Source organism: Bacteroides sp. f07, assembly GCF_042854785.1.
Taxonomy (GTDB): Bacteria; Bacteroidota; Bacteroidia; order Bacteroidales; family Bacteroidaceae; genus Bacteroides.
Genome location: NZ_BAABXI010000001.1, coordinates 451,411 through 476,661, shown reverse-complemented (window position 1 = coordinate 476,661; position 25,251 = coordinate 451,411). Strand labels below are relative to the sequence as shown.

Sequence of the window (25,251 nt, the reverse complement as noted above, 5' to 3'; positions counted from 1 at the left end):
TCAGAAATTATGCTTTCTTCAAGGCTGCAATACTTTCCTTCAAAGAATTGATGATACTTTCAGCGTCCGCCTGTTTCTTACGTTCCATTTCGAGAACGGCTGCCGGGGCATTATTTACAAACTTCTCATTGCTGAGTTTCTTCAACACTCCCTGCAAGAATCCTTCTTTACGTTTCAATTCTGCTTCCATACGGGCGATTTCTGCTTCTACATCAATCATATTGCCTAATGGCACGGCAAACTCGGTTGTGCCTACCATGAAAGAAGCGGCTCCTTCAGCTTTGTTTTCAACGACTTCGATAGAAGATAGATTACACATCTTCTGAATGACCGCATTGAATTCTGCAACCGGATTCTCACCCAGTATCTGTAACTCAAGCGCTTCTTTCTGTGCTATATTCTTCTGAAGACGGATGCTACGGATATTACTGATGACTTCCTTCACGACTTCAAACTGTGCAACATCGTTGGTATCAACATATGTATCCATGCTTAAAGCACTCACCATCAAACTTTCTCCCTCTTCTGCATTGCGCTCATACATCTGTTGCCATAACTCTTCGGTGATAAACGGCATAAACGGATGGAGAAGATGCAGCAAATTATCCAAATAACAAAGGGTAGCGTTATAAGTGGCCCGGTCAATACCCTGTCCGTAAGCCGGTTTTATCATTTCCAAATACCAGGAAGAGAATTCATCCCAGAACAATTTATAAACAGCCATCAATGCTTCGCTCAAACGGTACTTCTTGAACAAGTCCGCCACTTCTGCCGCTACTTCGTTCTGTTTAGACTCGAACCAGTGGGTAGCCAGTCTTGCTGCTTCTGTGGCTTGAAGGCTATCGTCAACCGTCCATCCTTTAATCAGACGGAAAGCATTCCATATCTTATTACAGAAGTTACGTCCCTGCTCGCAAAGCGCATCGTCGAAAAGAATGTCGTTTCCGGCAGGAGCCGAAAGCATCATACCCATACGCACACCATCGGCACCGTACTTCTCAATCAATTCCAACGGGTCGGGAGAGTTCCCAAGAGACTTGGACATCTTACGTCCCTGCTTGTCACGAACGATACCTGTAAAGTAAACGTTCTTGAACGGCATCTGTCCTTCGTATTCATAACCTGCCATAATCATGCGGGCTACCCAGAAGAAGATAATATCCGGCCCGGTCACAAGGTCACTTGTCGGATAGTAATATTTGATTTCTTCGTTGCCCGGATTATTGATTCCGTCGAACAGAGAGATAGGCCACAACCAGGAAGAGAACCAAGTATCCAGACAGTCTTCATCCTGACGGAGATCGTCTATCGTCAGGGCAGCATTGCCGGTCTTTTCTTTAGCTTTCTCCAAAGCTTCTTCGGGAGTTACAGCTACTACATACCCACCTTCCGGCAGGAAGTAAGCGGGAATACGATGCCCCCACCACAATTGGCGGCTGATACACCAGTCTTTGATGTTCTCCATCCAATGACGGTAGGTGTTCTTATATTTTGCCGGATAAAACTTCAGTTCGTCGTTCATTACAGGCGGCAATGCCATCTCTGCAAAATGCTCCATTTTGAGGAACCACTGCATAGACAGTTTCGGTTCGATCACTACGTTGGTACGTTCGGAGTATCCTACTTTATTCGTATAAGCTTCCGTCTTTTCCAGCAAGCCGGCAGCTTCAAGGTCTTTTTCGATTTGCTTGCGGACATCGAAACGATCCATACCGATATACATGCCGGCAGCTTCGCTCAATGTACCGTTGTCGTTGAAGATGTCGATGCTGGGCAGATTATACTTCTCACCCAACATATAGTCGTTCACGTCGTGAGCCGGAGTCACTTTCAGACAACCTGTACCAAATTCGATGTCTACATAGTCGTCTTCAATCACGGGAATTGCACGGTTTACCAGCGGAACGATTACTTTCTTTCCTTTCAGCCATGCATTCTTCGGGTCGTTCGGGTTGATACACATTGCCGTATCGCCCATGATTGTTTCGGGACGCGTAGTTGCCACTACTGCATAGCGACCTTCTGCGTCACCTTCTACTTTGTAACGGAGATAATACAGTTTTCCGTGCTCTTCCTTGTAGATAACCTCTTCGTCAGAAAGAGCGGTCAGCGCTTTCGGATCCCAGTTTACCATACGGACACCGCGATAGATCAATCCTTTATTGAACAGGTCTACGAAAACTTTGAGTACGCTTTCACTACGTTTCTCGTCCATGGTGAAGGCTGTACGATCCCAGTCGCAGGATGCGCCGAGTTTACGGAGCTGTTTCAGGATGATGCCGCCGTGTTCGTCTGTCCAGTCCCAGGCATGTTTCAGGAACTCATCGCGAGTCAGGTCTGTTTTCTTGATGCCCTGGGCTGCGAGTTTGTTTACGACTTTCGCTTCAGTGGCGATAGATGCATGGTCAGTCCCCGGCACCCAGCAGGCATTCTTGCCTTCCATACGGGCACGGCGAACCAAAATATCCTGGATGGTATTATTAAGCATGTGTCCCATGTGCAACACACCAGTGACGTTAGGGGGCGGAATGACGATGGTGTAAGGTTCACGACCATCGGGTTTCGAACTGAATAAATGATTGTCCAGCCAATACTGGTACCACTTTCCCTCCACGTCAGCGGGATTGTACTTACTTGCTAATTCCATGTTGTTTTATGTATATGATAGATTGTATATTCAAAAATAACGGGTGCAAAATTAATAATTTAAATTCAAATCTTGCCACCCTCAGGCTTGATTCTTCTGTCACAGCTATCTTTTATATGGTTTATAGTAAAAAGGACCTTTCATATCAGGTAATATAAGAAAGTTGGAGTTAACAGTTTTTGGATAAAATATAGAGGCATTTTTTCGCATAACGTCTATTAAATGCATATTTTTGTTGACCAAAATCTGAATGAATGATGAAACGGTGGTTGAAAAATAGACATATAGTATTGGGAGTATTACTGCTTTTAGTATGGATGACGCAGTTGATTCCTGCTTTGGCAACTGTATATTCCCATACAATCTATCCCTTTATCTCCTATGGTTTATCAGCTATTTCCAATCTATTCCCTTTTGCGATAGGAGATTTATTTATCTTCCTCAGTATCGTAGGGGTTATCGTTTATCCTTTTTACGGTCGTTTTCGCAAGAAACTGCCTTGGAAGAGAGTTTTGTTGCATGATGGAGAGTACCTGTTATGGATTTATGTGTGGTTCTATCTTGCCTGGGGACTCAATTATTCTCAAAAGAACTTTTATCAGCGGACTGAGATTCCTTATATAGCTTATACGCCAGAGAATTTCAAGGAGTTTGTGAATGATTATATCACGCAACTCAATCGTTCTTATACTCCGATAAATAGTATCAACCAGGATTTGGTACGTGAAGAAACCGTACGGCTATACAATCAGCTAAGCGACAGCCTTCGTGTGCACCGTCCGCCACACGAATCTCCTAAAGTAAAGACTATGCTGTTTACCCCGTTTATCTCGATGGTGGGCGTGACTGGCAGCATGGGGCCTTTCTTCTGTGAGTTTACTTTGAACGGGGATTTACTTCCTGCTAATTATCCGGCTACTTATGCTCACGAGTTGGCGCATCTGCTGGGTATTACAAGCGAAGCTGAAGCTAATTTCTATGCTTATCAAGTTTGCACCCGTTCTCAAGCTATGGGGATTCGTTTCTCCGGTTATTTCTCGGTGCTCGGTCATGTCCTGCGGAATGCGCAGAGACTGCTTTCCGAAGAAGAATATACACAACTTTTCAATCGTATCCGCCCGGAAATCATCCAACTGGCAAAGGATAATCAAGCGTATTGGGCAGCCAAATATAGCCCGGTGGTAGGTACTGTACAGGATTGGATATATGATCTTTATCTGAAAGGGAACAAGATAGAAAGCGGTCGGCAGAACTATTCGGAAGTGGTAGGGCTGCTGATTTCTTATCGGGAGTGGAAAAACAAATAAGATAAACTGCACTATGGAAGTGCATAAAATAGTAACTTTGTGCACTTTTATAGTGCACTATTTATAAAATCAAAAAAAATATAACGATGTCACATACCAGACAAGAACAGATGGAAGCTTTCGGACGCTTCCTGGATATTCTCGACGAACTGCGTGTCAAATGTCCCTGGGATCGCAAACAGACGAATGAAAGTCTGCGTCCCAATACGATAGAAGAGACTTATGAACTTTGCGATGCGCTGATGAGAGATGATAAGAAGGATATTTGCAAAGAATTAGGAGACGTGTTGCTACACATTGCTTTCTATGCCAAGATAGGTTCGGAAACGGGAGATTTCGACATCAAAGATGTTTGCGACAAGCTGTGCGACAAACTGATTTTCCGCCACCCTCACGTATTTGGAGAAGTAAAAGCAGAAACGGCAGGAGAGGTATCCGAGAATTGGGAACAGTTGAAATTAAAAGAAAAGGATGGCAATAAGAGTGTATTGAGCGGTGTTCCCGCTGCCCTGCCCTCACTTATCAAAGCGTATCGCATACAGGACAAAGCCCGCAACGTAGGTTTCGACTGGGAAGAACGCGAACAGGTTTGGGATAAGGTGAAAGAAGAAATCGGAGAGTTTCAGGAAGAGGTAGCCAATATGGATAAGGACAAGGCAGAAGCCGAGTTCGGAGATGTCATGTTCAGCCTTATCAACGCGGCCCGCCTTTATAAAATTAATCCCGACAATGCATTGGAACGTACTAACCAGAAGTTCATCCGCCGCTTCAATTATCTGGAAGAACATACCATCAAAGAAGGAAAGAACCTGAAAGACATGACTCTTGAAGAGATGGATGCCATTTGGAATGAGGCAAAGAAAAAAGGGCTGTAAGAACCCGAAGTATCACTAAAAACAGAGGCTCTATTACTACCAAACAGAGCCTCTATCTTACTCAAACAGAGCGTCTAATCCGTATGAATAGACGCTCTGTTTTCTCTTTATCTTTGATTTATTTCTTCTTTGAATCTTTACCGCGGTTCATTCCTTTTATCATCTCCCGATGGAAACGCATTTCCGCCCGCTGTACGAGAAATATCTTCTTGCTGGAAAGAATCTTCTTAAACTTGCTCAAGTAAGTTTTATCAAGTTGGTCGGCAGCGATACGGTTATTGACAACTTTCTCGTTGATTTCTTCGTATTGGGCTTCCGTAGTCTTATCATCCTTACCCTTGCGCATCAAATCCCACGACTCGTCATTCAACTTTTTCTTTTTATCCTGAAGTTCAAAATAAACGGGGAAGAACTTGGCAGCTTCGTCTTTTGTCAATCCGGCCTGTTCAATAATATACGCTTTTTGTTTTGCTCTGAACTCCTCACGGGATAAATGCTGGTCACATCCATCAGCAGCCCAAAGAACAGGCATAAAGCCACACAACAAAACGACTAATGCGATTACTTTTCTCATTTTTATATTCAATCGGTTTTAATAAATCATTCTACACTTGCGTCACTCAAATAAACATATAACGAATAATCATCCAGCATGGCACGATCCAGTGCTACATCAATCATTTCATCAGATATTACTTCAGTATCCACTTCCGTCACTGCCACCTCGTCTACTGTGACAGGTTTATGGTCTGTTGACGCTACCCGGATAATCAAGGCGGCTCCTACAAACATGGCTGCCATATAAAGCAATGGTTTCAGTCTTGTCCATGTGCTGACAGGCTCTTCCTTAAAAACGACTTTCTCTTTTTCAGGAAGCTTATTCATCACCTCTGAAGCCAGGTTTTCAAAGTAACCATCAGGCACTTTGAAGGAATTTTCCTTACCAAGTTTCTTCAATAGGATATCTTCTTCTTTCATACGTTTTTCTCCTCTCTTTTTCTTAGACGTTGCACGTTCTAAAAGGTTTAATCAATTTCTTCTAAAAACTTCTCTATTTTCTTCACCGCGTGATGATAAGAAGCTTTCAATGCGCCAACCGATGTGCCGAATACTTCCGACATCTCTTCGTATTTCATTTCCTGATAGTACTTCAGGTTAAATACCATACGTTGTTTTTCCGGCAGAGTCATCAATGCTTTCTGTAAATACAGTTGCATCTGGTCGCCCGAAAAGTACGGGTCGCTTTCCAGTTTCTGCACCACCATCGCTTCCGGGTCGTCGATAGCTACGGTAGTCATGGCGCGTTGTTTGTTCAGGAAAGTAAGACATTCGTTCAGCGCGATGCGATAGAGCCAGGTAGACAGCTTCGCCTCAGCACGGAAATAATCGATATTAGTCCATGCCTTGATGAAAGTGTTTTGCAGTAGATCGTTCGCATCCTCATGCGACAGCACCATCCGGCGGATTTGCCAATACAACTGCTCGCTATACTGCGCCACAATCATTTCGAATCCTCGCCGCTGGGTACTCTCCTCTTGAAGGAGTTTCAGAACTTCGCGTTCGTTATAGGGGGTCATAATCTATCGTTATCTGTATGTTTATTTATGGTTTCAAATTCAAGTTGCTCATAGCCTTTAGTATAGACGGATCATATTTATAAATGTCCTCACAATAACTCAATTTATCATCGGCTGACAGATAAACAGTCTGATAATCTATAAATAAAGGTATATATTTCTCTAAACTATAATGTTTCAGTTCACGGTAAGCCTCACTGACAGACAACTTCTTCCCTTCCTCACTCACCGGCTTGATGTCCATTGCAATGCGGATGCGGTCTTCAAGCAATGAATCCTGCTTATTCAATAGAAAGAATGAGAAATCAAGAGCTTTCTGAAGTCGTATACAGCCATGGCTTACTGCCCGGTTTTTGCGTGTGAAAGCCCAGCGGGAAGGAGTGTCGTGCAGGTAGACAGAATGAGGATTCGGGAAACGGAAGATAATACGCCCCAATGAATTTCCTGCCTTATTGTCCTGCTTCACTGTATAGGGTACACCCTTTCCTGCATATTTAGCCCATTTGATACTATGAGGGTCTACTTGCAGACCGGTCTTATTATCATATACCTTCATGCGGTTACGGGTAAAGTAAGTCGTATCCCTGCGATAGGTAGGGATAATCTCTTTCCGGATAATACTTTGAGGAACATTCCAATAGGGATTCAGTTCCATATAGTAAATTCTGCTAGACAGTAACGGCGTCTTGTTCTTCACGCTTCCCACGCAGATACGCATTTCCAGAATGGAGTCCGTCTCTTCGTTGATGGCTTGCAACATAAATGCCGCCACATTGGCTACTACATATTTCTTTCCTTTATCCAGAGCATACTGCCAGCGCGCCCGTTCCATATTTACCAACAAGCGGTCACGGTAATAATCCGTAGTATCCGTCTTTCCCCAGGCATTCACACGCTCCAGTTCTTCCTGCATTTTCCGGTAGAGCGGAGAAGAGGGTTGCGCTTTACGAAAAGCCGCGTTCGCATTTGTCCGCAAAGAATCCAAGGCAGCCATTGCGAAACTCTTATCATAGTTTTTCAGAGGTATCCGGCTGATTGAGTCGTTCCATCTGTCCTCTAAAGGCAAAAAACCGAATGTCAACTGACACACATACGATAGATAAGCAGCCGTCAACTGATATTCAACACCCGCTAACAGACGGTTCATTGTCTTTCCCTCCTGTAATTGCAATGTCCGTATCTGGTGTAATGCTTTACGAATACTATCCGTAGGATAAAGATGCGGATTAACACCATGTCGGGAGATATTCTCCAGCCAATACAGCATGGAATCCGCCGCTTGCACGGTCGGCTTATCCGAGATCAGCGAATCATTCAGCCAAAAGAAATCACCTTTCTCCTGATAGTAAGCAACCAAAGCCGAGTCCCAGGGAGTTGCCTGCTTACTCTCATTCAGATAAGAATGAATCATCTGATAGATACTGTCTGTACTAATCCGATAAGCGGGGTTAAGTAATTCCCGAAGGTTTGCCAAAGAGTCCGGTATGAGAGATAAAGGCTTCTCTTTTTTGCAAGCCGCCAGGCAACCGATACACAAGATTATCACTCCCCAAAACAACTGTTTACTTTTCATATACAGTCCCTCCGTCGACATCGATACATAAGTTTTCTTTCGCTAAAATAGTTTGTGGAAAAATGGCGGATGCCTCATTGAGTAAAATAGACTCATCCTCATAACGGGCGGAAAAATGTCCGATTACCAACTGTCTCACATTGGCATCCAAAGCAAGTTGCGCAGCTTGTGCAGCCGTTGTATGATAAGTTTCTTTAGCCCGTGCCTGCTCCCCTTGCGCAAAAGTCGCTTCATGGAAAAGCAGATCCACATTCTTGATTTGTTCCGCAATGGCCGGACGATAAATTGTATCGGAGCAATAAGCATATCTGCGTGCCGGAGCCGAAGGGCGGGTCAAACGTGAATTGGCAATTACTTCCCCTTCGGGAGTAACAAAATCCGCACCGTTTTTGATACGGTTCAATTCATAGACCGGCACTTTATAGAAGTCCACCATGTCTCTGATAATGTGATTGGGACGTTGTTTTTCTTCAAAAAGGAAGCCGCAACAGGGAATGCGGTGCTTCAAAGGAATCGTAGTTACAGACACGGAACGGTCGTCATAAACAAGGGTTGGTTCCTTCGCTTCAAATTCATGGAAGAATACTTTATAAGCCAATGTCTTACAAAAGAAGGCAAGCATCGGAGCAAACAACTCTTCAAGCCCTTTCGGAGAGTGAATATGCAAGTCGGCGGTTCTGCCCAGCAGGCCGAATGTTGAAATCAATCCTAACAGACCAAAGCAATGGTCGCCGTGCAGATGAGAGATAAAGATATGATTCAATCGGGAAAACTTCAGCCGGGAACGCCGTAACTGCATCTGTGCACCTTCCCCACAATCAATCATAAATAGTTTTTCACGCAGGTTGACGACTTGGGAGGTCGCAAAATGTCGTGTAGTGGGCAGAGCGGAACCGCACCCTAATATATGTAACTCAAATTTTTCCATGGTATGCAAAGATAAAGCATTTCAGATTCAATCCGGCAAAGGAACGGACAAAATTTCATCAAGGAACCTACAAGGCATAAAAAAAGACGTTCCGATTAACGGAACGTCTTTCTATCTATTAGAAATACTTCTGATTATTTCTTTCCTTCCAACTGTTCTTTCAATGCAGCCAAAGCGTCAATGTCGCCCAGTGTAGTTGAAGCAGCCTGGTTTTGGATCATCGGAGAATCTTCTCTCTTGCCGGATGTCTTCTTAGCACCTGAAGCAGCTTTCTTTTCTGCTCTTTCTTCAGCTTTAGCAACATCTTCGAAGATACGGCTGTGAGACAGGATGATTCTCTTAGCGTCTTTGTTGAACTCAATCACTTTGAATTCAAGTTTCTCATCCAACTGAGCTTGTGCGCCATCTTCTTTTACAAGGTGTTTCGGAGTTGCGAAACCTTCTACACCGTAAGGAAGAGCTACAACAGCACCTTTATCCAACATTTCGATGATAGTACCTTCGTGTACGGAACCTACTGTAAATACAGTTTCGAATACATCCCAAGGATTTTCTTCGAGTTGTTTGTGACCAAGGCTCAAACGACGGTTTTCCTTGTCGATTTCCAATACCTGAACTTCGATGTCAGCACCAATCTGAGTAAATTCTGACGGGTGTTTTACTTTCTTAGTCCAAGAAAGGTCAGAGATGTGGATCAAGCCGTCTACGCCTTCTTCGATTTCTACGAATACACCGAAGTTAGTGAAGTTACGTACTTTTGCAGTATGTTTAGAACCTACAGGATACTTCTCTTCGATAGTTTCCCATGGATCTTGTTTCAGTTGTTTGATACCCAAAGACATCTTACGTTCTTCGCGGTCGAGTGTAAGAACAACAGCTTCCACTTCGTCACCTACCTTCATGAAGTCCTGAGCAGAACGCAGGTGCTGGCTCCAAGACATTTCTGAAACGTGGATCAAGCCTTCTACGCCCGGAGCGATTTCGATGAATGCACCGTAATCAGCCATAACGACAACTTTACCTTTCACCTTGTCACCAACCTTCAAGTCAGTATCAAGAGCATCCCATGGGTGCGGAGTCAGTTGTTTCAAACCAAGAGCGATACGTTTCTTTTCGTCATCGAAGTCAAGGATAACAACGTTGAGTTTCTGATCCAGTTCAACAACTTCTTTCGGATCGCTAACGCGTCCCCAAGAAAGGTCAGTGATGTGAATCAAACCGTCTACGCCGCCAAGGTCGATGAATACACCGTAAGATGTGATATTTTTAACAGTTCCTTCAAGAACTTGTCCTTTTTCGAGTTTACCGATGATTTCTTTTTTCTGTTGTTCCAGTTCAGCTTCGATAAGAGCCTTGTGAGATACAACAACGTTTTTGAATTCCTGGTTGATTTTAACCACTTTGAATTCCATTGTTTTGCCAACGAATACATCATAGTCGCGGATCGGTTTAACGTCAATCTGAGAACCCGGCAAGAATGCTTCGATTCCGAATACGTCTACGATCATACCACCCTTAGTGCGGCACTTGATGTAACCCTTGATAATTTCTTCATTTTCCAGAGCAGCGTTCACGCGATCCCAAGAACGAGTAGCGCGGGCTTTTCTGTGTGACAGGACGAGCTGTCCTTTTTTGTCTTCCTGGTTTTCGATGTATACTTCTACTGTATCACCTACTTTCAAGTCAGGATTGTAACGGAATTCATTCAAAGGGATGATACCGTCTGATTTGTAACCGATGTTCACAACTACTTCACGCTTGTTCATTGCGATTACGGTTCCGTCAACAACCTCACGGTCGTTAACCTTGTTAAGCGTACCGTCGTAAGCTTTTTCCAGTTCTTCGTGGCTTGCACTTGTTACTGCCTCACCGTTTTCATAAGCATCCCAGTTGAAATCTTCAATAGGAGCTACGTTCTTTAAGTTTTCCATTAATAAATAAATTGTTTAATACTTTAATTAAATAAGACATTATATTTTCTATAAATCGGGCGCAAAGGTAGGAATATTTTCTTGACTGACAAAAGAATGACTGAATAAAAGATGGTCATATCCGTATTTTTTGTAATATTGCAAGTCTTAATATATACAGTTTTTGCCATGGACGAGAGATTGGACAAAGTCAAGGTACAATTCGGCTATTTGCCGCTCATTAATTTTGCGATACAACAAAACAGCGCACCGGTCATTCATCAACTTTCCATTGAGAACATAACCTCTGCCCCATTAAAGGACATACAAGTGCAAATCACGGCTGAACCGGCTTTCGGGAATACTGTTCCGACGGTTATCGAACAGATTCCGGCTAACAGTACAGTATCTCTGCAATCGCCCAGTCTCACGTTATCAGCCAACTATCTCACACAACTGACCGAACGTTTATCCGGCAATCTGAAGGTAGAAATCACTTCCGGGGAAACGCTGATATTTACCCGGACCTACCCTATCGACATTCTGGCTTATGACCAATGGGGCGGACTCAATGTACTCCCCGAAATGCTGGCCGCCTTTATTACTCCCAACCATACCGCTATCTCACCTATTATAAAAAGGGCGGCTGCCATCTTAGGACAGTGGACGGACAACCCGTCTCTCGACGAATATCAAAGCCGCAACCCGGACAGGGTAAGAAAGCAAATGGCAGCTATTTATACCGCCATCTCAGAACAGCAGATTATATACAGTACCGTTCCCGCAAGTTTTGAAGAGTACGGTCAACGTGTCCGGCTGGCTGATTCCGTGATGGCTCAGAAACTGGGAACTTGCCTGGATATGTCCTTGCTCTATGCTTCGTGCCTGGAAGCTATCGGGCTGAACGCACTTGTCGTCATTACTCAAGGTCATGCATTCGCGGGAGCCTGGCTAGTGCCGGAAACCTTTCCCGACCCTACAATAGACGATGTTTCCTTATTAACCAAAAGGACGGCAGAAGGAATCTACGACATCACTTTAGTGGAAACGACCTGTATGAATATGGGGCATCAGTCCGACTTCGACGATGCCGTGAAGAAAGCGGACGGCAAACTGAAAGACGGCACTCCTTTCATACTTGCGGTAGATGTGAAAAGAGCGAGACATTCGGGAATCCGCCCCATCCCCCAACGCATATTGCACGGACAGACTTGGGAAATAGGAGAAAACCCACTGACTATCCAGAAGAACACGGTTCATGCTACGCCGCAAAGTATTAATCCTTATGATTTATCAGGCAGCGAAACTCAAACAGCCATCACCAAACAGTTAGTATGGGAAAGGCGGCTGCTCGATTTAAGCCTGCGCAATAACCTGCTGAATATCCGTATTACGAAAAATACGCTCCAACTTATTCCGGCAAATCTTGCCAGCCTGGAAGATGCTTTGGCGGACGGGGAAGAGTTCCGTATCCTTCACCGCCCTGCCGACTGGGAAAGTCCGGCTATGGAGTTCGGCATCTATTCATCCGTTCCCGAATCCAATCCGATTGTCGATTTTGTCAATTCGGAGCTTTCACAGAAAAGATTGCGTTTTTACTTATCCGAGAATGATTTAGGCAAGGCATTGACGCATCTCTACCGTTCTTCACGGACATCTATCGAAGAGAACGGAGCCAATACGCTTTATCTAGCATTGGGATTGCTGAAATGGTATGAAACTCCTTCCAGCGAACGTCCGCGTTACGCACCGATACTGCTATTACCGGTCGAAATCATCCGCAAATCGGCAGCTAGAGGATATGTCATCCGTTCCCGTGAAGAGGAAACAATGATGAACATTACATTATTGGAGATGCTACGCCAAAATTTCGGCATCAGCGTACCCGGATTAGCCCCGTTGCCAACCGACGGAAGCGGTGTGAACGTAAAGTTAATCTACTCCATCATCCGAAATTGCATCAAAAACCAACGCAAATGGGACGTTGAAGAGCAAGCCATTCTGGGCATATTCTCTTTCAATAAGTTTATCATGTGGAATGATATTCACAACAATGCCCACAAACTGATTCAGAACAAGATTGTATCCAGCCTCATCAACGGAAAGATAGAATGGGAAGCTGCTACGGAAGAGATGGACGCAAGTTACATGGACAAGCAACTGTCTCCTGCCGATATCGTATTGCCTATCATCGCCGATTCTTCCCAACTGGAAGCCATATATGAAGCGGTGCACGACCAAACTTTTATCCTGCACGGCCCACCGGGAACAGGAAAATCGCAGACTATCACCAACATTATCGCCAACGCGCTCTATAAAGGTAAGCGGGTACTATTTGTAGCAGAAAAGATGGCTGCCCTCTCCGTTGTCCAAAACAGATTGGCCGCTATCGGCCTTGCTCCGTTCTGCTTGGAAATCCACTCTAACAAGACGAAGAAATCTGCGGTTATCTCACAACTGAAAGAGACGACCGAAATTATCAGGCAGACACCACCCGAAGCATTCAAGGAAGAAGCCGAACGCTTACTTGGCTTACGGGCAGAGTTGAATAAATATATCGAAGCCCTGCATAAAGAGTATCCGTTCGGCATTTCATTATATGATGCGATTGTTCATTTTCAATCATCGGATGCCGAACCTTGTTTCGATATTCCCCTCTCCTACTTGGAGACATTGGATAAAGAAACATTTACCCAATGGGAAGACGCCATCGAATCTTTGGTACGAACAGCCAATGCGTGCGGACACCCTTACCAGCATCCGTTGACGGGTATCTCTATTTCAGAATATTCTTTTGCCGGAAAGGACGAAGCCGCACGTTCACTCACTGACTTTATTGACTTACTACAAGTTATCCGACAGAAACTAAACGCATTCTCCGTTCTTCTGACAGATACGGAAACGCACCCCACACGTACAGACTTTCAAACGATTGCGAACATTATCCGAGAAATACTTGATATTCCCGAACTTACTCCCGGATTATTGACTCTTCCATCGCTGAATGAGACTCTTGATGAATATCGTGAAGTAGTGAACCATGGTCGTAAACGTGACGAACTAAGAAAGACGATTGAAACCGGATTCACCAAAGAAATCCTGGAAACGAACGCCAAAGCAATGTTAGCCGAGTGGAACCGAGTATCCGCCCAGTGGTTTATTCCCAGGTATTTCGGGCAAAGAAAAATAAAGAAAGCGCTCCATGTATATGCACTGAAAGCCATCGAGCCGGATACCATCAAATCATTGCTCCACCAGATTGTCCAATACCGGGAAGAAGCAGAAGCCGTTCAGAAATACGCAAGCCAACTGCCTACCCTATTCGGACGATTCGGCAAGAATGAAGATTGGAATGTAATTGAACAGATTATCAATGACATGGTTACTCTCCATTCACATTTGTTGAGCTATTCGAAAGATGTCGCCAAAGTCTCACTAATCAAACGCAACCTGTCTGTACAACTGACTGAAGGAATACAAACATTCAGAGATATTCATGCCCATTCTCTCAATGAGTTACATCGGTATGCGAATGAACTCGTGAACATAGAACACAAACTTTCCGGAACTTTAGGCATATCAGCAGTAGAGCTTTATATAAATTCCACCGATTGGATAAACACAGGCATATCAAAAGCCCAAACATGGAAAGAGAATTTGGATAAGCTCAAAGACTGGTATCAATGGTTACAAGCTTACCGGACGTTCGACAGACTTAACATCGGATTTATAGCTACGGAATATAAAGAGAAGAATATCCCTACCGCCCAACTTGCCGGCAGTTTCTACAAGAGCTTTTATCAGGTTGCCATTCAGTATATCATTTCCAAAGAACCGACTTTGGAGTTATTCAATGGCAAGATATTCAATGATATTATAGCGAAGTACAAGCTAATATCCACTCAATTCGAAGAAACGACTAAAAAGGAGTTGTTTGCCAGATTGGCTTCCAATATTCCATCCTTCACTCATGAAGCTATCCAAAGCTCCGAAGTTGGCATACTCCAGAAGAACATCCGCAACAATGCACGTGGTATATCCATCCGTAAGTTGTTCGACCAAATTCCGACGTTGTTGTCGCGTATGTGCCCGTGCATGCTGATGAGTCCTCTTTCCGTTGCCCAATTCATTGATACGGATGCGGACAAGTTTGACCTGATAGTCTTTGACGAAGCATCGCAGATGCCGACTTATGAAGCCGTAGGCGCCATTGCCCGAGGCAAGAATGTGGTTATTGTAGGTGACCCGAAACAGATGCCGCCGACAAACTTCTTCTCGGTCAATACCATTGATGAAGATAATATTGAAATGGAAGATTTGGAGAGTATACTTGATGATTGCCTCGCCTTGTCTATTCCTTCCAAGTACTTGCTATGGCACTATCGAAGCAAACACGAAAGTCTTATCGCTTTCAGCAATTCCGAATATTACGACAATAAGTTGATGACATTCCCTTCTCCGGACAATATCGAATCCAAGGTCAGAATGGTGAATATCAACGGCTATTATGACAAAGGCAAGTCGCGTCAGAACCGGGCGGAAGCACAAGCAGTAGTCGATGAAATTGAAAGAAGATTGAGAAACGATGAATTAAGGAAGAAAAGCATCGGCGTAGTCACTTTCAGCATCGTCCAGCAGGCTTTAATAGAAGATTTATTGTCCGACCTCTTTATTGCCCACCCCGAACTGGAAACACTTGCTTTGGAATGTGAAGAGCCGCTATTTATCAAAAACTTGGAGAACGTGCAGGGAGACGAACGGGACGTGATTCTCTTTTCGGTAGGTTACGGGCCGGATGCCGCAGGACGTGTCAGCATGAACTTCGGCCCGCTAAACCGTGCGGGTGGAGAAAGGAGACTCAACGTAGCAGTCTCCCGTGCCCGGTACGAGATGATAATCTACTCTACCCTACGGTCGGACATGATAGACTTGAACCGGACTTCTTCCGTCGGAGTAGCCGGACTAAAACGTTTCCTGGAATACGCAGAGAAAGGAACAAGAAACGTCATCAATGGTTCTGCCGGTTCACTACCGGAAACATCTGCTTCTATCGAAAAAATCATTGCCGACAAGTTGCGTTCACTGGGATACACGGTGCATACCGACATCGGATGCTCAGGTTATAAAATAGATATAGGCATAGTAGATACCCAAAACGAGTCCAATTACCAACTAGGCATCATCTGCGACGGGAAAAATTACAAACGTACTAAAACCGCACGCGACCGGGAAATTGTTCAGAATAATGTCCTGAAAGCACTCGGCTGGAACATCTGCCGCATATGGACAATGGACTGGTGGGAAAAGCCGGATGAAGTAATTGCGTCCATACAGGAAGCAATCTCCCAAAAGAAAGAATCAAAAGCAGGTGCTGAATCGAAAACAAGTATTGAAACCAACCATGTTAAAACCAATACTATTCCAACAACCATAACAGAAGAAAAACAAAACAAAGAGCCTGTTTCAATCTCCGAAGGGAATGCAAATGAAACCTCATTTCCTCTCAAAGCATCTCCAGTTGCTGCCAAGAAGCAGCAGGATTCTGTTCCCATTAAACCAAACAGGCAGCAGAAGTATAAATCCGCCGAAGTCACTCCGGACAAATATCTGTCCGAAGATTTCTTCCTCACGGAAAGTTCCCCCATCCTTGTTTCCCAAATACGGAAAATTATAGAGAACGAAGCTCCTGTCAGTAAATCGTTACTTTGCAAGAAGATTCTGTCCGAATGGGGAATTAGCCGCCTAGGGCCACGGATAGAAGCTCACATAGAAGCTATCCTCGATACACTGAATATCTACTGCACGGAACATGACGGATATGTTTATTGTTGGAAAGATAAAGAGCAATGCTGTTCGTATCCGGCTTACCGACCGGTTTCCGACCGGGATGTAACAGATATATCCCCTGAAGAAATAGCCAATGCCATCCGTCAGATACTAACCGACTCCATCAGCCTGCCTATAGCAGATTTGGTAAAAGCATGTGCGCAGACATTCGGCTTTCCCCGCATGGGTTCGACCATAGACGCTGCCATGCAGAGAGGAATCCGCGAAGCAGTGAAAAGAGATTATGCAAAAATAGAGAATGAACGGGTAACGATTGCCTATTAATACCGTTAAAGACTGATTAATGCCGTTGCTCCAAACGTTTCAAGGCTATAATAGAATCGGATACATAAACGTTATCCGGTTCTATCGACCGCCAATAACAAAGTTCCCCGATAAGCCGTTTTAAATAGGCAGGGTCTTTGGAACCAATCCTATGCTGATGTTCCGCCAATCCTTTTGTCAGAATGAAATAAACATTCTTCCGAATCTCCCGCTTTCTTGTTTTAGGTATCGTCAGTTTCACACCGGAACTGACAGATACTCCTGTGATAATCTTCCTGTCATACTCATGCAGGAAACGAGTTTTTTTATGATTCGGCTCAAATTTCTCGTCCCGGATTATTTGTTTAATCCGAGAAATTATCCGGTCTTTAGGAAACACATCGCCCGAGAAAGTCAAGTCGTCGGCATAGCGGGTATATGTCAACCCATACTCTGCAGCCAACGCAGATAATTTCTTATCCATCTCGTAGCCGACAATATTACTCAATGACGGACTTGTAGGAGCTCCCTGAGGTAAGCAATTATGCAGACAACACAATATCCTAAAGACTTTTGCCACATTCGCCGGATATCCCATCCTCTCGAATGTATCCTTCACCCTCGGACTTCGTATAGAAAAGAAAAAATCATGAATATCCATTTTCAACACATACCGCTTTCCCAAATGAGGACCGGCATTGTCAATCACCGAATGTCCGCAACGGAAGCCGACTGCTGCCGGATGAACGGTAGTCACCGATGATAAGATCCGGGTGTTGATAATTGTCTGGATAGATTGAAGTTCCTTATGCGGAGCGGAAATCATCCGATACCCGCCCTTTCTTTTTCTTACCCAAAACTCGTGATAATGGGCAGGGATATTTTCGAGTATTTCTTTCAGTTTGTTGGCTTCTACCCCCAATAGGCTGGCGCACCAAACGACCGCTTCTTCATCAAACTTGGGAACATACGGAGCACGTGGAGCAGTTACCCCTAGAGCTCGTCGAAGCCAGATGCCATGCCCAGATTCGGACTCGGAAGGATTTTTCTCTTTCCCACCTGCTGTTGCTTTCCACCTTTTATAGCCCTCTTGCTTCCTACTCGAAGAAATCATTCTATAAATCAGGAAACCAGTGATTATAAGTATCGTTATTAAAATACCGTCCATTTTGTATCATGTATATAAAAAAGAGAGAAGAGGATGAGTTATTTACTAAAATAAATTTAGGTATTTATACCTAAGAATTTATTTTCTAGGAAAATACCTGTGCTTATGAGGCGACTACACCTCTTTTGTGCTAAATTTTGTCCTCATCCTCTTCTATACAAAGGTAGAAAAATCTTTCGATTTACGCAACAAGAACGTAAAAAACTATCGGTTGAATAACTCAAATGTAAATTTGCAGCCTATTCCACCGAACTTCCAGTTCTCACTGCTCACAAAAACTCCGACATCAAAAATATGTGTACCGATGCCATATCCCACTTCCAGATAAGGCTGAAGATGAGGCATAGCAAGGGCGCTGACGTAAATCCGTTCATTCTGTACGTAGCGGGTATATTTCATCAGATGCTTCAGTATAAGGAATGGAGCTTCATAGGTGAAATGTCCGCGTACATAACGGCGGGAGGAGTTGTACCAACGTCCGTCGAGCACCTGAAACACACCGCCAATTTCATCGTTCCAACCTACAGGAAGATTGTGACGGGAGAAGTTGGCAAAATCCACAAAATACAATTCATCCTGATTGGTGAATGCGCCAAATCCGAAACGATAATAGATATTACGCATCAGTCCCAACCGGATTTGATGTTGAAGGTCGAACTCTATCCTTTCATATTCGCCTGTACTTTTGAATACACCTTTGATGCCCCGCTCGTAATCGACCGAGAAGGTAGGATATAAAGAACGGAGATTTATCTTTCGTTTTCCATTCATGTAATAGTAGAGTCCCGGCGTCCATTCCACCCGGATACGGGGAGCGAAACTGATATAGGTATTCTTGAATTTCTCCATAAATTCCGGAGGCGGCATCGGATAATCACCGGTTATCACAAAGCGGGAAGGCTCCACAGCCGTTCTCTTGTGAGCGGAGAACCCCAGACTGATATCCAAACCGTTAACTACCTCCAAAGTATGCCGGAAGTTAAAATACAAGTCCTTGAAATAATCAAGATGAATCAAATCGAAATTAAAGATACTGTCCGGCATTGCTTTCAACTCGTCCAGCACCTTACTACTATAAATACGGTTACCATTACCCACATTCAGGCGGAAGAATCCCCGTTTCTGCGGCCAATATTCAAAGTCGGCATTCAATGACCAGTAGAACTCCTTGCGGGTAAAATTATATCCGAGTTTAGGCACTATACGGAGCAATTTATCTCCCCTGAAAAGACGGTTGTAGCGAAAATCCTGCCGATAAGACAAACCGTTGCTTCCACTATAACTGAACAGGAGCGGGTTTATAAACGGAGAGAAGCGGACACTTCCGATATTAGACAGATTGAATTTGTAATCTTCCACCATCAGGTCGCCCATTGTCCCCCAGAAAGACTGGCTCTTGGACGGTTTCTGTATAATAGCCGTATCACGCCTCAACCTATAATCACTGTACAGTTTCTTCTCGTTTTCATCCAAAGGGATAGGTCGCATGATGGCAAAAGTCGAAGCATCTGTCTTATAGGCATTCGTGTCGCATTGCAAAGAGAATGATTCCGACAGATTATAATTCGTCTTCTCTTTCTTGCGCACTTTCTTTTCTTTCAGTTCGATGGATTTGTAATCTAAAGAAGCGGTGTAGTTGCCATCAACCTTATTGCCAAGAAATTTAAAAAGGGCTTCCACATCATAACGCACAGGCAGAAATTCATTTTTCTTGCCTACGTCTCCCATCTTAATCCAGCAGGTGAATGTTATCAGTTCCGACCGTCCCGAAAAACGGATTTCCCGGACACTCCAGACATTACTACTGACAATCATGTAACCGCCTACCAACTGGTCACTCTTTGTCCGGGGAATAAAACGTACCCGATAATCCAGATTATTCGGGTCTCCCATCACACTGTCTATCCGGTATTTATAATATTTTTGCCCGTTCTTGGCCAATGGCGACAGTAACCGTTCGTCATTCAGCAGAGAAGAAGAGTAGATGTTCACATTAAAATATTCGAGCAATCCCGGCAGTCCTCTGTTTCCCCTTACAGTTCCCTGTGAGGCTTTTACTTTCTGATCGTATATATTGGGAGCGGTATAATGAAGGTCACTGTAAGTTTCGAGCAGATACTCGCGCACCCCCTTTTGCAAACGGAACATAGAAGGTACATAGCGAAGGATAAAATTCTTTTTCTGAATATCCATCTTACCCTTTATATACAGGTTGGCACGATAATCACTGACTATCGTTTCATATAAAGGCGCAAAAGTCATGACACGCCCAATGATGGAATCGGCAGAAATTTCCTGACGGGTATAAGGATTCATTATATAGTTACCGGCTGCCCCCTTTAAAGTAAAAGAGAACATGCATAGTATGCATCCTATCAGTATTTTATCTCTCAATCGTCGTATCTCCTTCATTAACGTAGGCAAATATAAAAAAGAATATCGAAAAGCAAGGAGATTAGGGTACTAAAAAGAGTTATTGAAGAAAACTAGTAATAAAAGACAGAGGGACTATCCAGCATTACAGATAGCCCCTCTCCTACATACATAACCATTTTAGTATAGGAAATAAAAGATAGCAAATTAAATATCATTCAATGAATTTTCATCTTCTTCTTTCTCCTTTATCTTCACATTTACTTTATCTTCATATCTAACCTGAATTTGCCCATACTGATTAATATCTACTATAATCCCCCCTTTGTCAAGTGTCCAAAAACTTATATAATTACATTTTTCTTTACGTAATGCTTGCAATTCATATCCGTCTCCTTCATAATATGGTGAAGAGAAAAACTCAAAATGATCTTTAGGCTCTCCATATTTTTTTGTAAAAAGTTCCACCATTTCATTATAATCACTTTTCAAAGATGTCCATGATTCCTGTTTTGAATAGTAAACACTAACCTTCCATACAGTCTTCGTTTTAGGAGAAGAGAGAATTAAGACTTCTACCCATTTGCCTGTAAACAAACCTTTCATTAAAGCCACATGCTCTCTTGGAGATTTTTGTAAAGTAAAACCATTCTTCTCCATTTTCTCCACAAAAGAAGACAAACTCCCATCTAAAGATATTCCCTTAAATTCAATATGAGAATCCTGAGAATAAATATAATTCGCTATAAATAGAACAAGAAACAAACTATATATCTTTTTCATAACTATATATTGATATTATTGTTTATAGATACCTCAAATAACACTTTGCCAGTTCTCTAATTAGAAATCATCTTCTATTGAAATATACTTATTATATTGAGTTAATATTGCATTGAACTCAGCCCGCAATTCATCCATCATTTCAATCGCTTTTTTCTTAGAAATTCCACGTCCCATTTTTTTAGTATCAGGAACATTATCTCCTGTAAAATATGGAATTAAAGGCACACTATATACCTTACCGGCACCCGTTTGTTCTGCTGAGACACAATTAATATCGTATATTTCTATTTTATATTTGTTATCTTTAAACCTAAACTTCGTCAAATACTCATACTTATATACACATTTTAGCCCCATCCCCACGCTAATAGAAAATTCTTTTTCCGTTTTAACTTGTATTATTCCACTATCTTTATCCTCATTCTGTATTGAATGTGTAGGATTATTCCATTTATCCGAAATAAACATCTTAGCTTTTGAGAACAATTCATTTTTGCTCAACGAAACTTCTTTGACCTCCTCTATTTTAGAAGAATTCTGCGCACATAAACCAATAGGCAAAACAACTAAAAGAAAAATAAGAATTTTATTCATAATCACATCTTTAATATTTAGAAATTCATTAAATGACAAGTACTGAAATGATAGATTAACTTATATAGAAAATCATTCTATTCTCTTATAAGTTCCACTTTCCTGACCATTGCTTATTTTCAAGACATCTTTTGAGAACAAACATTCCCATACTCTTTCCTGTCCCTCGAGCTTATTTCCACCATCAGAATAAGTGATTACAATATTAATATTGTTACCTGAGATTTTATAGGTAAACAAATAATTGGTTGCAAAATCAGCCCCGTTGAGAAGTGCGTAATATCCAGTCCCATCATTCTCGAATTTCAGGTATTTATGAACACCTTCCGTACCAGTAGACCATGTCCCTATTATTTCTTCAGAGTTCAAATCAATCCAGTCATCATCAGAAGAAGAGCAACTACCCAAACCCAATAGTATTGGGAATAACAGAATTAACACAAAATATAAATTCTTTTTCATCTTATATAAATATTTAGTTTGTTATATCGTTTGTGTTTTATTAGCAAAACCTCAAAAAGAAATAAGATTATTGCACTTTTTTTGATATAATATGGTTAGTGGAGGGATTCAGAGATAGTTTACCGTTATCTTCATCAATACTATTGTATCCATATAAAAATGATAATACCAGTAAGAAAAATAGACCTGTCTTCATATTGCCTGCTTTTAATTTGTGAATGATGCTGCAAAGTAACGTACTTCTTCACATATAATCAAACTTTTTATTATCTTTTTTCGAAAAAACGCTCTTTCCTTTGCCGCACAATATCTTTTTTCTACCTTTGCAATATTATAAACGACAAGATGTTTTTACCAATTCATAAGGAAGAATTAATCACTTCTACCACACAGATTAATAATTTCCCCTTATCTTTTAGCAATTTCATCCGCTTGAATTAATCTGTTGCACTTGGGCAACTAGCCAGATACACTTGTGCAACAATCCAGTTACACTAATCCATTCCGGTGAATGCCCAACTGCAACAAACAGTGATAATCTAAAAGGAATTATTATGAGCATACTTTACAAGACAACCCGCTTTGCAGATACTTTCAGTGGTGACAAAGAAACTAATGTACGGGTACAACTATTATCATGGGATACACTGGACACCAAAGCGTTCGTTGAGTATCTGGCCGACAAGCATAACATTTCCAAAGGCGATGTATACAAAAACCTCAGCATGGTATTGGAAGGCATAGAAGCCATTCTGAGAAATGGCAATATTCTCAATCTGGACGATTTTGGCAGTTTCTCCCTCAATGGCAGTTTCTGTGAAGACAAAGAGCCCGGCAAAAACCATCGCGCGGAATCCATAGAAGTGAAGAATATCGTATTCAAAGCGGAAAAGCGCTTGAAGAGACGGATAACTGCGGCAGGATTTGAGAAATACAATCCTGAAAGACATAACAAACGAAAATACTAAAACAATATGGAATACGACAGAACTTACTCCATCCGAAAAGGTGAGTACTTCGCGGATGCACTGAAACGCGCCGGTAAAGACTTTATCCCGACCAATTGTATCATCAACAAGTTACTGCCCGGACTGGGAGCTACACATTGCGAACTGACAGCACAGCGGAAATCGATCATTATCGAACCTAACGTACCTGTTATCGAGTCGAAAGCGAAGAAACACAAGAACGCGCTGGCTGTCTACAAAGGGGTGACTATCCGGAAGGTAGCTGATTTTCTGGAAGAAAACCGTGATAAAGATTACAAGTTGTTGACTACTCCCGAAGGTTTCACGAAAATCAAGGAAGCAATGCAAGCGGTGGGGATAGATATGTACACAGAATGTTTCATCCTATTTGATGAATGCGAGAAGTTAGTGCAGGACGTACATTACCGTGATTCTATCCGCGAACCGATGAACGATTTCTTTCATTTCCAAAACAAGGCACTGATATCCGCCACCCCTATCATACCCGAAAAGGATAATCGTTTCGACGGCTTTACACGCGTACTGATTAAACCGGATTACGCATATCGCCAAAAACTGAAACTTATCACTACGAATAATGTACTGGAAACATTACAAGAAGTGATTGAAGCGAAGCGCGGAACGGTCTGCATCTTCTGCAACAGCATCGACTCGATAGACAGTTTTTACCGATTGATACCCGAACTGAGTAATGCATGTACTTTTTGCAGCGAAGACGGGCAATACAAACTATGGAAAGGTAACCGACGCAAGAAATCAATGATGATTACCGAACTGGAACGCTATAATTTCTTCACCTCACGTTTCTATTCGGCAGTAGACATCGTGTGCAAGAATCCCCCGCATGTGATTTTCATCAGCGATTTATACGGCGCCGCACAATCGGTTATCGACCCGGCTACCGAAGCTATCCAAATCATCGGGCGTTTCCGGGGCGGAGTAAACAGTGTGACACATATTGCTTCTATCCGTCCGGAACTGGAATGTATGTCTTCATCGGAAATTGACTGCTGGATTCAGGGAGCAACTACCGTTTTCAACGGATGGAAAGCACAACTGGCACGGACGTCGAATATAGGCGAACGTACCTTATTGCAGGAAGCTATTGGAGAAAATTCCTATCTTCCTTATCTGGACGAGAACGGAAAACCCGATCCGTTCCTGATAGCTAATTTCTATGAGAAGGAACAAGTGAAACGTCTATATACATCTACCGAGCTGTTGTGTAATGCCTATCAGCAGACCAATTATTTTGAGTTCTCACATGAAGAACGCCTTATGCCGATTTCGGACAATGAGCGTATGGCAATCCAGCACCGACTGGCAAAGAAAAAGCGGGCGGAGCTTATCGTCCGCAAACTGGAAGAGATGGAGAAGATAAATAGAGCCACTGACAAGAAACTGCAAAAGCGTTACCAACGTATGTTAGGAAATCTGATTACTTCGACCGCCGACAGGTATATATACGATTGTTTCTGCCGGTTCGGAGCTGAATTTATCCGGGAATCCGATTATAACGAGAACAAACTGCGTACGGCATTGAATGTCAGCAGCGAACATACGATTAAGAAATCGGGACAAATGCGGACGGCCATCCAACGTACTTTTCCCGCAGGTTCCGAATTTTCCGTTCAGGAAATAAAAAGCATGCTCAAACAGGTATACAAGAAGATGGGACTGAATACGGGAAGAGGCATCACGACAAAGGAACTGGAACAATATGTAGAAGTGGAAAAAGGATGGAAACATGACAACAGGACAGTTAAAATCCTGAGATTCAAATAATTGAAAAGAAAATGCAGTTTATCTTCCCCAAAAAGCAAAAACTCCATATAAGTTTTCTGTAAACTTCTCTTATTTCAGGGCTATTTTTAGTACTAAATCATTGATTATAAGCTCTGCCACATTTTTGTTTTCCCCCGTATAATACTTAAAATAAAAACAAAAATGTGGCAGGGAATTACCCTAGTCT

The 25,251-nt window shown here is 42.7% G+C and carries 17 protein-coding genes; 5 read left to right on the top strand and 12 right to left on the bottom strand.

Features of this window, described 5'->3' with window-relative positions; genetic code table 11:
* Window positions 1–7: 7 nt before the first annotated feature.
* Complete coding sequence (locus tag ACGHVY_RS01955) at window positions 8–2,647, bottom strand: valine--tRNA ligase (protein WP_390596804.1); 2,640 nt, start codon at window positions 2,645–2,647, stop codon at window positions 8–10.
* A gap of 254 nt (window positions 2,648–2,901) precedes the next feature.
* Between ACGHVY_RS01955 and ACGHVY_RS01950 the strand changes: the two genes are divergently transcribed.
* On the top strand, window positions 2,902–3,954 hold the full coding sequence (locus ACGHVY_RS01950; protein ID WP_308744376.1) for a DUF3810 domain-containing protein: 1,053 nt from the start codon (window positions 2,902–2,904) through the stop codon (window positions 3,952–3,954).
* A gap of 86 nt (window positions 3,955–4,040) precedes the next feature.
* Window positions 4,041–4,829: a nucleoside triphosphate pyrophosphohydrolase gene (gene mazG / locus ACGHVY_RS01945; RefSeq protein ID WP_390596801.1), complete on the top strand. Its 789-nt coding sequence runs from the start codon at window positions 4,041–4,043 to the stop codon at window positions 4,827–4,829.
* Window positions 4,830–4,947: 118 nt separating this feature from the next.
* On the opposite strand, the gene ACGHVY_RS01940 is transcribed toward mazG, so the two are convergent.
* From ACGHVY_RS01940 to rpsA, 6 genes are all read right to left on the bottom strand, one after another.
* Window positions 4,948–5,403: a hypothetical protein gene (locus ACGHVY_RS01940; protein ID WP_308744374.1), complete on the bottom strand. Its 456-nt coding sequence runs from the start codon at window positions 5,401–5,403 to the stop codon at window positions 4,948–4,950.
* A 26-nt stretch (window positions 5,404–5,429) separates the two neighbouring features.
* Window positions 5,430–5,807: a hypothetical protein gene (locus tag ACGHVY_RS01935; RefSeq protein WP_390596799.1), complete on the bottom strand. Its 378-nt coding sequence runs from the start codon at window positions 5,805–5,807 to the stop codon at window positions 5,430–5,432.
* Window positions 5,808–5,854: 47 nt separating this feature from the next.
* On the bottom strand, window positions 5,855–6,406 hold the full coding sequence (locus tag ACGHVY_RS01930) for an RNA polymerase sigma factor (RefSeq protein ID WP_390596798.1): 552 nt from the start codon (window positions 6,404–6,406) through the stop codon (window positions 5,855–5,857).
* A 25-nt stretch (window positions 6,407–6,431) separates the two neighbouring features.
* Entirely contained in the window at window positions 6,432–7,979 is a 1,548-nt protein-coding gene (locus tag ACGHVY_RS01925; RefSeq protein ID WP_390596796.1) for a L,D-transpeptidase family protein, read from the bottom strand.
* Entirely contained in the window at window positions 7,969–8,907 is a 939-nt protein-coding gene (locus tag ACGHVY_RS01920; protein ID WP_308744370.1) for a ribonuclease Z, read from the bottom strand. The genes ACGHVY_RS01925 and ACGHVY_RS01920 overlap by 11 nt, the downstream gene beginning before the upstream one ends.
* 134 nt (window positions 8,908–9,041) lie before the next feature.
* On the bottom strand, window positions 9,042–10,838 hold the full coding sequence (rpsA, locus tag ACGHVY_RS01915; RefSeq protein WP_390596794.1) for a 30S ribosomal protein S1: 1,797 nt from the start codon (window positions 10,836–10,838) through the stop codon (window positions 9,042–9,044).
* Window positions 10,839–11,006: 168 nt separating this feature from the next.
* On the opposite strand from rpsA, the gene ACGHVY_RS01910 reads away from it, so the two are divergent.
* Window positions 11,007–16,928, top strand: a complete 5,922-nt coding sequence (locus tag ACGHVY_RS01910) for a DUF3320 domain-containing protein (protein ID WP_390596792.1) — start codon at window positions 11,007–11,009, stop codon at window positions 16,926–16,928.
* Window positions 16,929–16,944: 16 nt separating this feature from the next.
* Here ACGHVY_RS01910 and ACGHVY_RS01905 read toward each other — a convergent pair whose 3' ends face one another.
* The 5 genes from ACGHVY_RS01905 to ACGHVY_RS01885 all read right to left on the bottom strand — a co-directional run bounded on the left by ACGHVY_RS01905 (window position 16,945) and on the right by ACGHVY_RS01885 (window position 22,290).
* Window positions 16,945–18,075, bottom strand: coding sequence for a retron St85 family RNA-directed DNA polymerase (locus ACGHVY_RS01905; protein WP_390596790.1), 1,131 nt, complete (start codon window positions 18,073–18,075; stop codon window positions 16,945–16,947).
* A gap of 204 nt (window positions 18,076–18,279) precedes the next feature.
* Entirely contained in the window at window positions 18,280–20,487 is a 2,208-nt protein-coding gene (locus tag ACGHVY_RS01900) for a DUF5686 family protein (RefSeq protein WP_374047380.1), read from the bottom strand.
* A 168-nt stretch (window positions 20,488–20,655) separates the two neighbouring features.
* Window positions 20,656–21,231, bottom strand: a complete 576-nt coding sequence (locus ACGHVY_RS01895) for a hypothetical protein (protein ID WP_308745113.1) — start codon at window positions 21,229–21,231, stop codon at window positions 20,656–20,658.
* A gap of 60 nt (window positions 21,232–21,291) precedes the next feature.
* On the bottom strand, window positions 21,292–21,828 hold the full coding sequence (locus tag ACGHVY_RS01890; protein WP_308745112.1) for a DUF4468 domain-containing protein: 537 nt from the start codon (window positions 21,826–21,828) through the stop codon (window positions 21,292–21,294).
* A gap of 72 nt (window positions 21,829–21,900) precedes the next feature.
* The gene (locus tag ACGHVY_RS01885) at window positions 21,901–22,290 is read right to left on the bottom strand and encodes a DUF5640 domain-containing protein (protein ID WP_308745111.1); all 390 of its coding nucleotides are present in this window, start codon (window positions 22,288–22,290) and stop codon (window positions 21,901–21,903) included.
* Between the two features lie 554 nt (window positions 22,291–22,844).
* Between ACGHVY_RS01885 and ACGHVY_RS01880 the strand changes: the two genes are divergently transcribed.
* Window positions 22,845–23,258, top strand: coding sequence for an HU family DNA-binding protein (locus ACGHVY_RS01880; RefSeq protein ID WP_390596788.1), 414 nt, complete (start codon window positions 22,845–22,847; stop codon window positions 23,256–23,258).
* 6 nt (window positions 23,259–23,264) lie between these two features.
* The gene (locus ACGHVY_RS01875) at window positions 23,265–25,064 is read left to right on the top strand and encodes a hypothetical protein (protein ID WP_390596786.1); all 1,800 of its coding nucleotides are present in this window, start codon (window positions 23,265–23,267) and stop codon (window positions 25,062–25,064) included.
* The last annotated feature ends 187 nt before the right edge of the window (window positions 25,065–25,251 follow it).

Excerpts from the sequence above, each read along its gene's own strand:
- ACGHVY_RS01920 (WP_308744370.1), bottom strand. The coding sequence starts at position 8,907 with ATGGAAAAATTTGAGTTACATATATTAGGGTGCGGTTCCGCTCTGCCC.
- ACGHVY_RS01900 (WP_374047380.1), bottom strand. The coding sequence starts at position 20,487 with ATGAAGGAGATACGACGATTGAGAGATAAAATACTGATAGGATGCATA.
- rpsA (WP_390596794.1), bottom strand. The coding sequence starts at position 10,838 with ATGGAAAACTTAAAGAACGTAGCTCCTATTGAAGATTTCAACTGGGAT.
- ACGHVY_RS01890 (WP_308745112.1), bottom strand. The coding sequence starts at position 21,828 with ATGAATAAAATTCTTATTTTTCTTTTAGTTGTTTTGCCTATTGGTTTA.
- ACGHVY_RS01955 (WP_390596804.1), bottom strand. The coding sequence starts at position 2,647 with ATGGAATTAGCAAGTAAGTACAATCCCGCTGACGTGGAGGGAAAGTGG.
- ACGHVY_RS01905 (WP_390596790.1), bottom strand. The coding sequence starts at position 18,075 with ATGGACGGTATTTTAATAACGATACTTATAATCACTGGTTTCCTGATT.
- ACGHVY_RS01930 (WP_390596798.1), bottom strand. The coding sequence starts at position 6,406 with ATGACCCCCTATAACGAACGCGAAGTTCTGAAACTCCTTCAAGAGGAG.
- ACGHVY_RS01910 (WP_390596792.1), top strand. The coding sequence starts at position 11,007 with ATGGACGAGAGATTGGACAAAGTCAAGGTACAATTCGGCTATTTGCCG.
- ACGHVY_RS01950 (WP_308744376.1), top strand. The coding sequence starts at position 2,902 with ATGATGAAACGGTGGTTGAAAAATAGACATATAGTATTGGGAGTATTA.
- ACGHVY_RS01875 (WP_390596786.1), top strand. The coding sequence starts at position 23,265 with ATGGAATACGACAGAACTTACTCCATCCGAAAAGGTGAGTACTTCGCG.
- ACGHVY_RS01935 (WP_390596799.1), bottom strand. The coding sequence starts at position 5,807 with ATGAAAGAAGAAGATATCCTATTGAAGAAACTTGGTAAGGAAAATTCC.
- ACGHVY_RS01925 (WP_390596796.1), bottom strand. The coding sequence starts at position 7,979 with ATGAAAAGTAAACAGTTGTTTTGGGGAGTGATAATCTTGTGTATCGGT.
- ACGHVY_RS01940 (WP_308744374.1), bottom strand. The coding sequence starts at position 5,403 with ATGAGAAAAGTAATCGCATTAGTCGTTTTGTTGTGTGGCTTTATGCCT.
- ACGHVY_RS01885 (WP_308745111.1), bottom strand. The coding sequence starts at position 22,290 with ATGAAAAAGAATTTATATTTTGTGTTAATTCTGTTATTCCCAATACTA.
- ACGHVY_RS01895 (WP_308745113.1), bottom strand. The coding sequence starts at position 21,231 with ATGAAAAAGATATATAGTTTGTTTCTTGTTCTATTTATAGCGAATTAT.
- ACGHVY_RS01880 (WP_390596788.1), top strand. The coding sequence starts at position 22,845 with ATGAGCATACTTTACAAGACAACCCGCTTTGCAGATACTTTCAGTGGT.
- mazG (WP_390596801.1), top strand. The coding sequence starts at position 4,041 with ATGTCACATACCAGACAAGAACAGATGGAAGCTTTCGGACGCTTCCTG.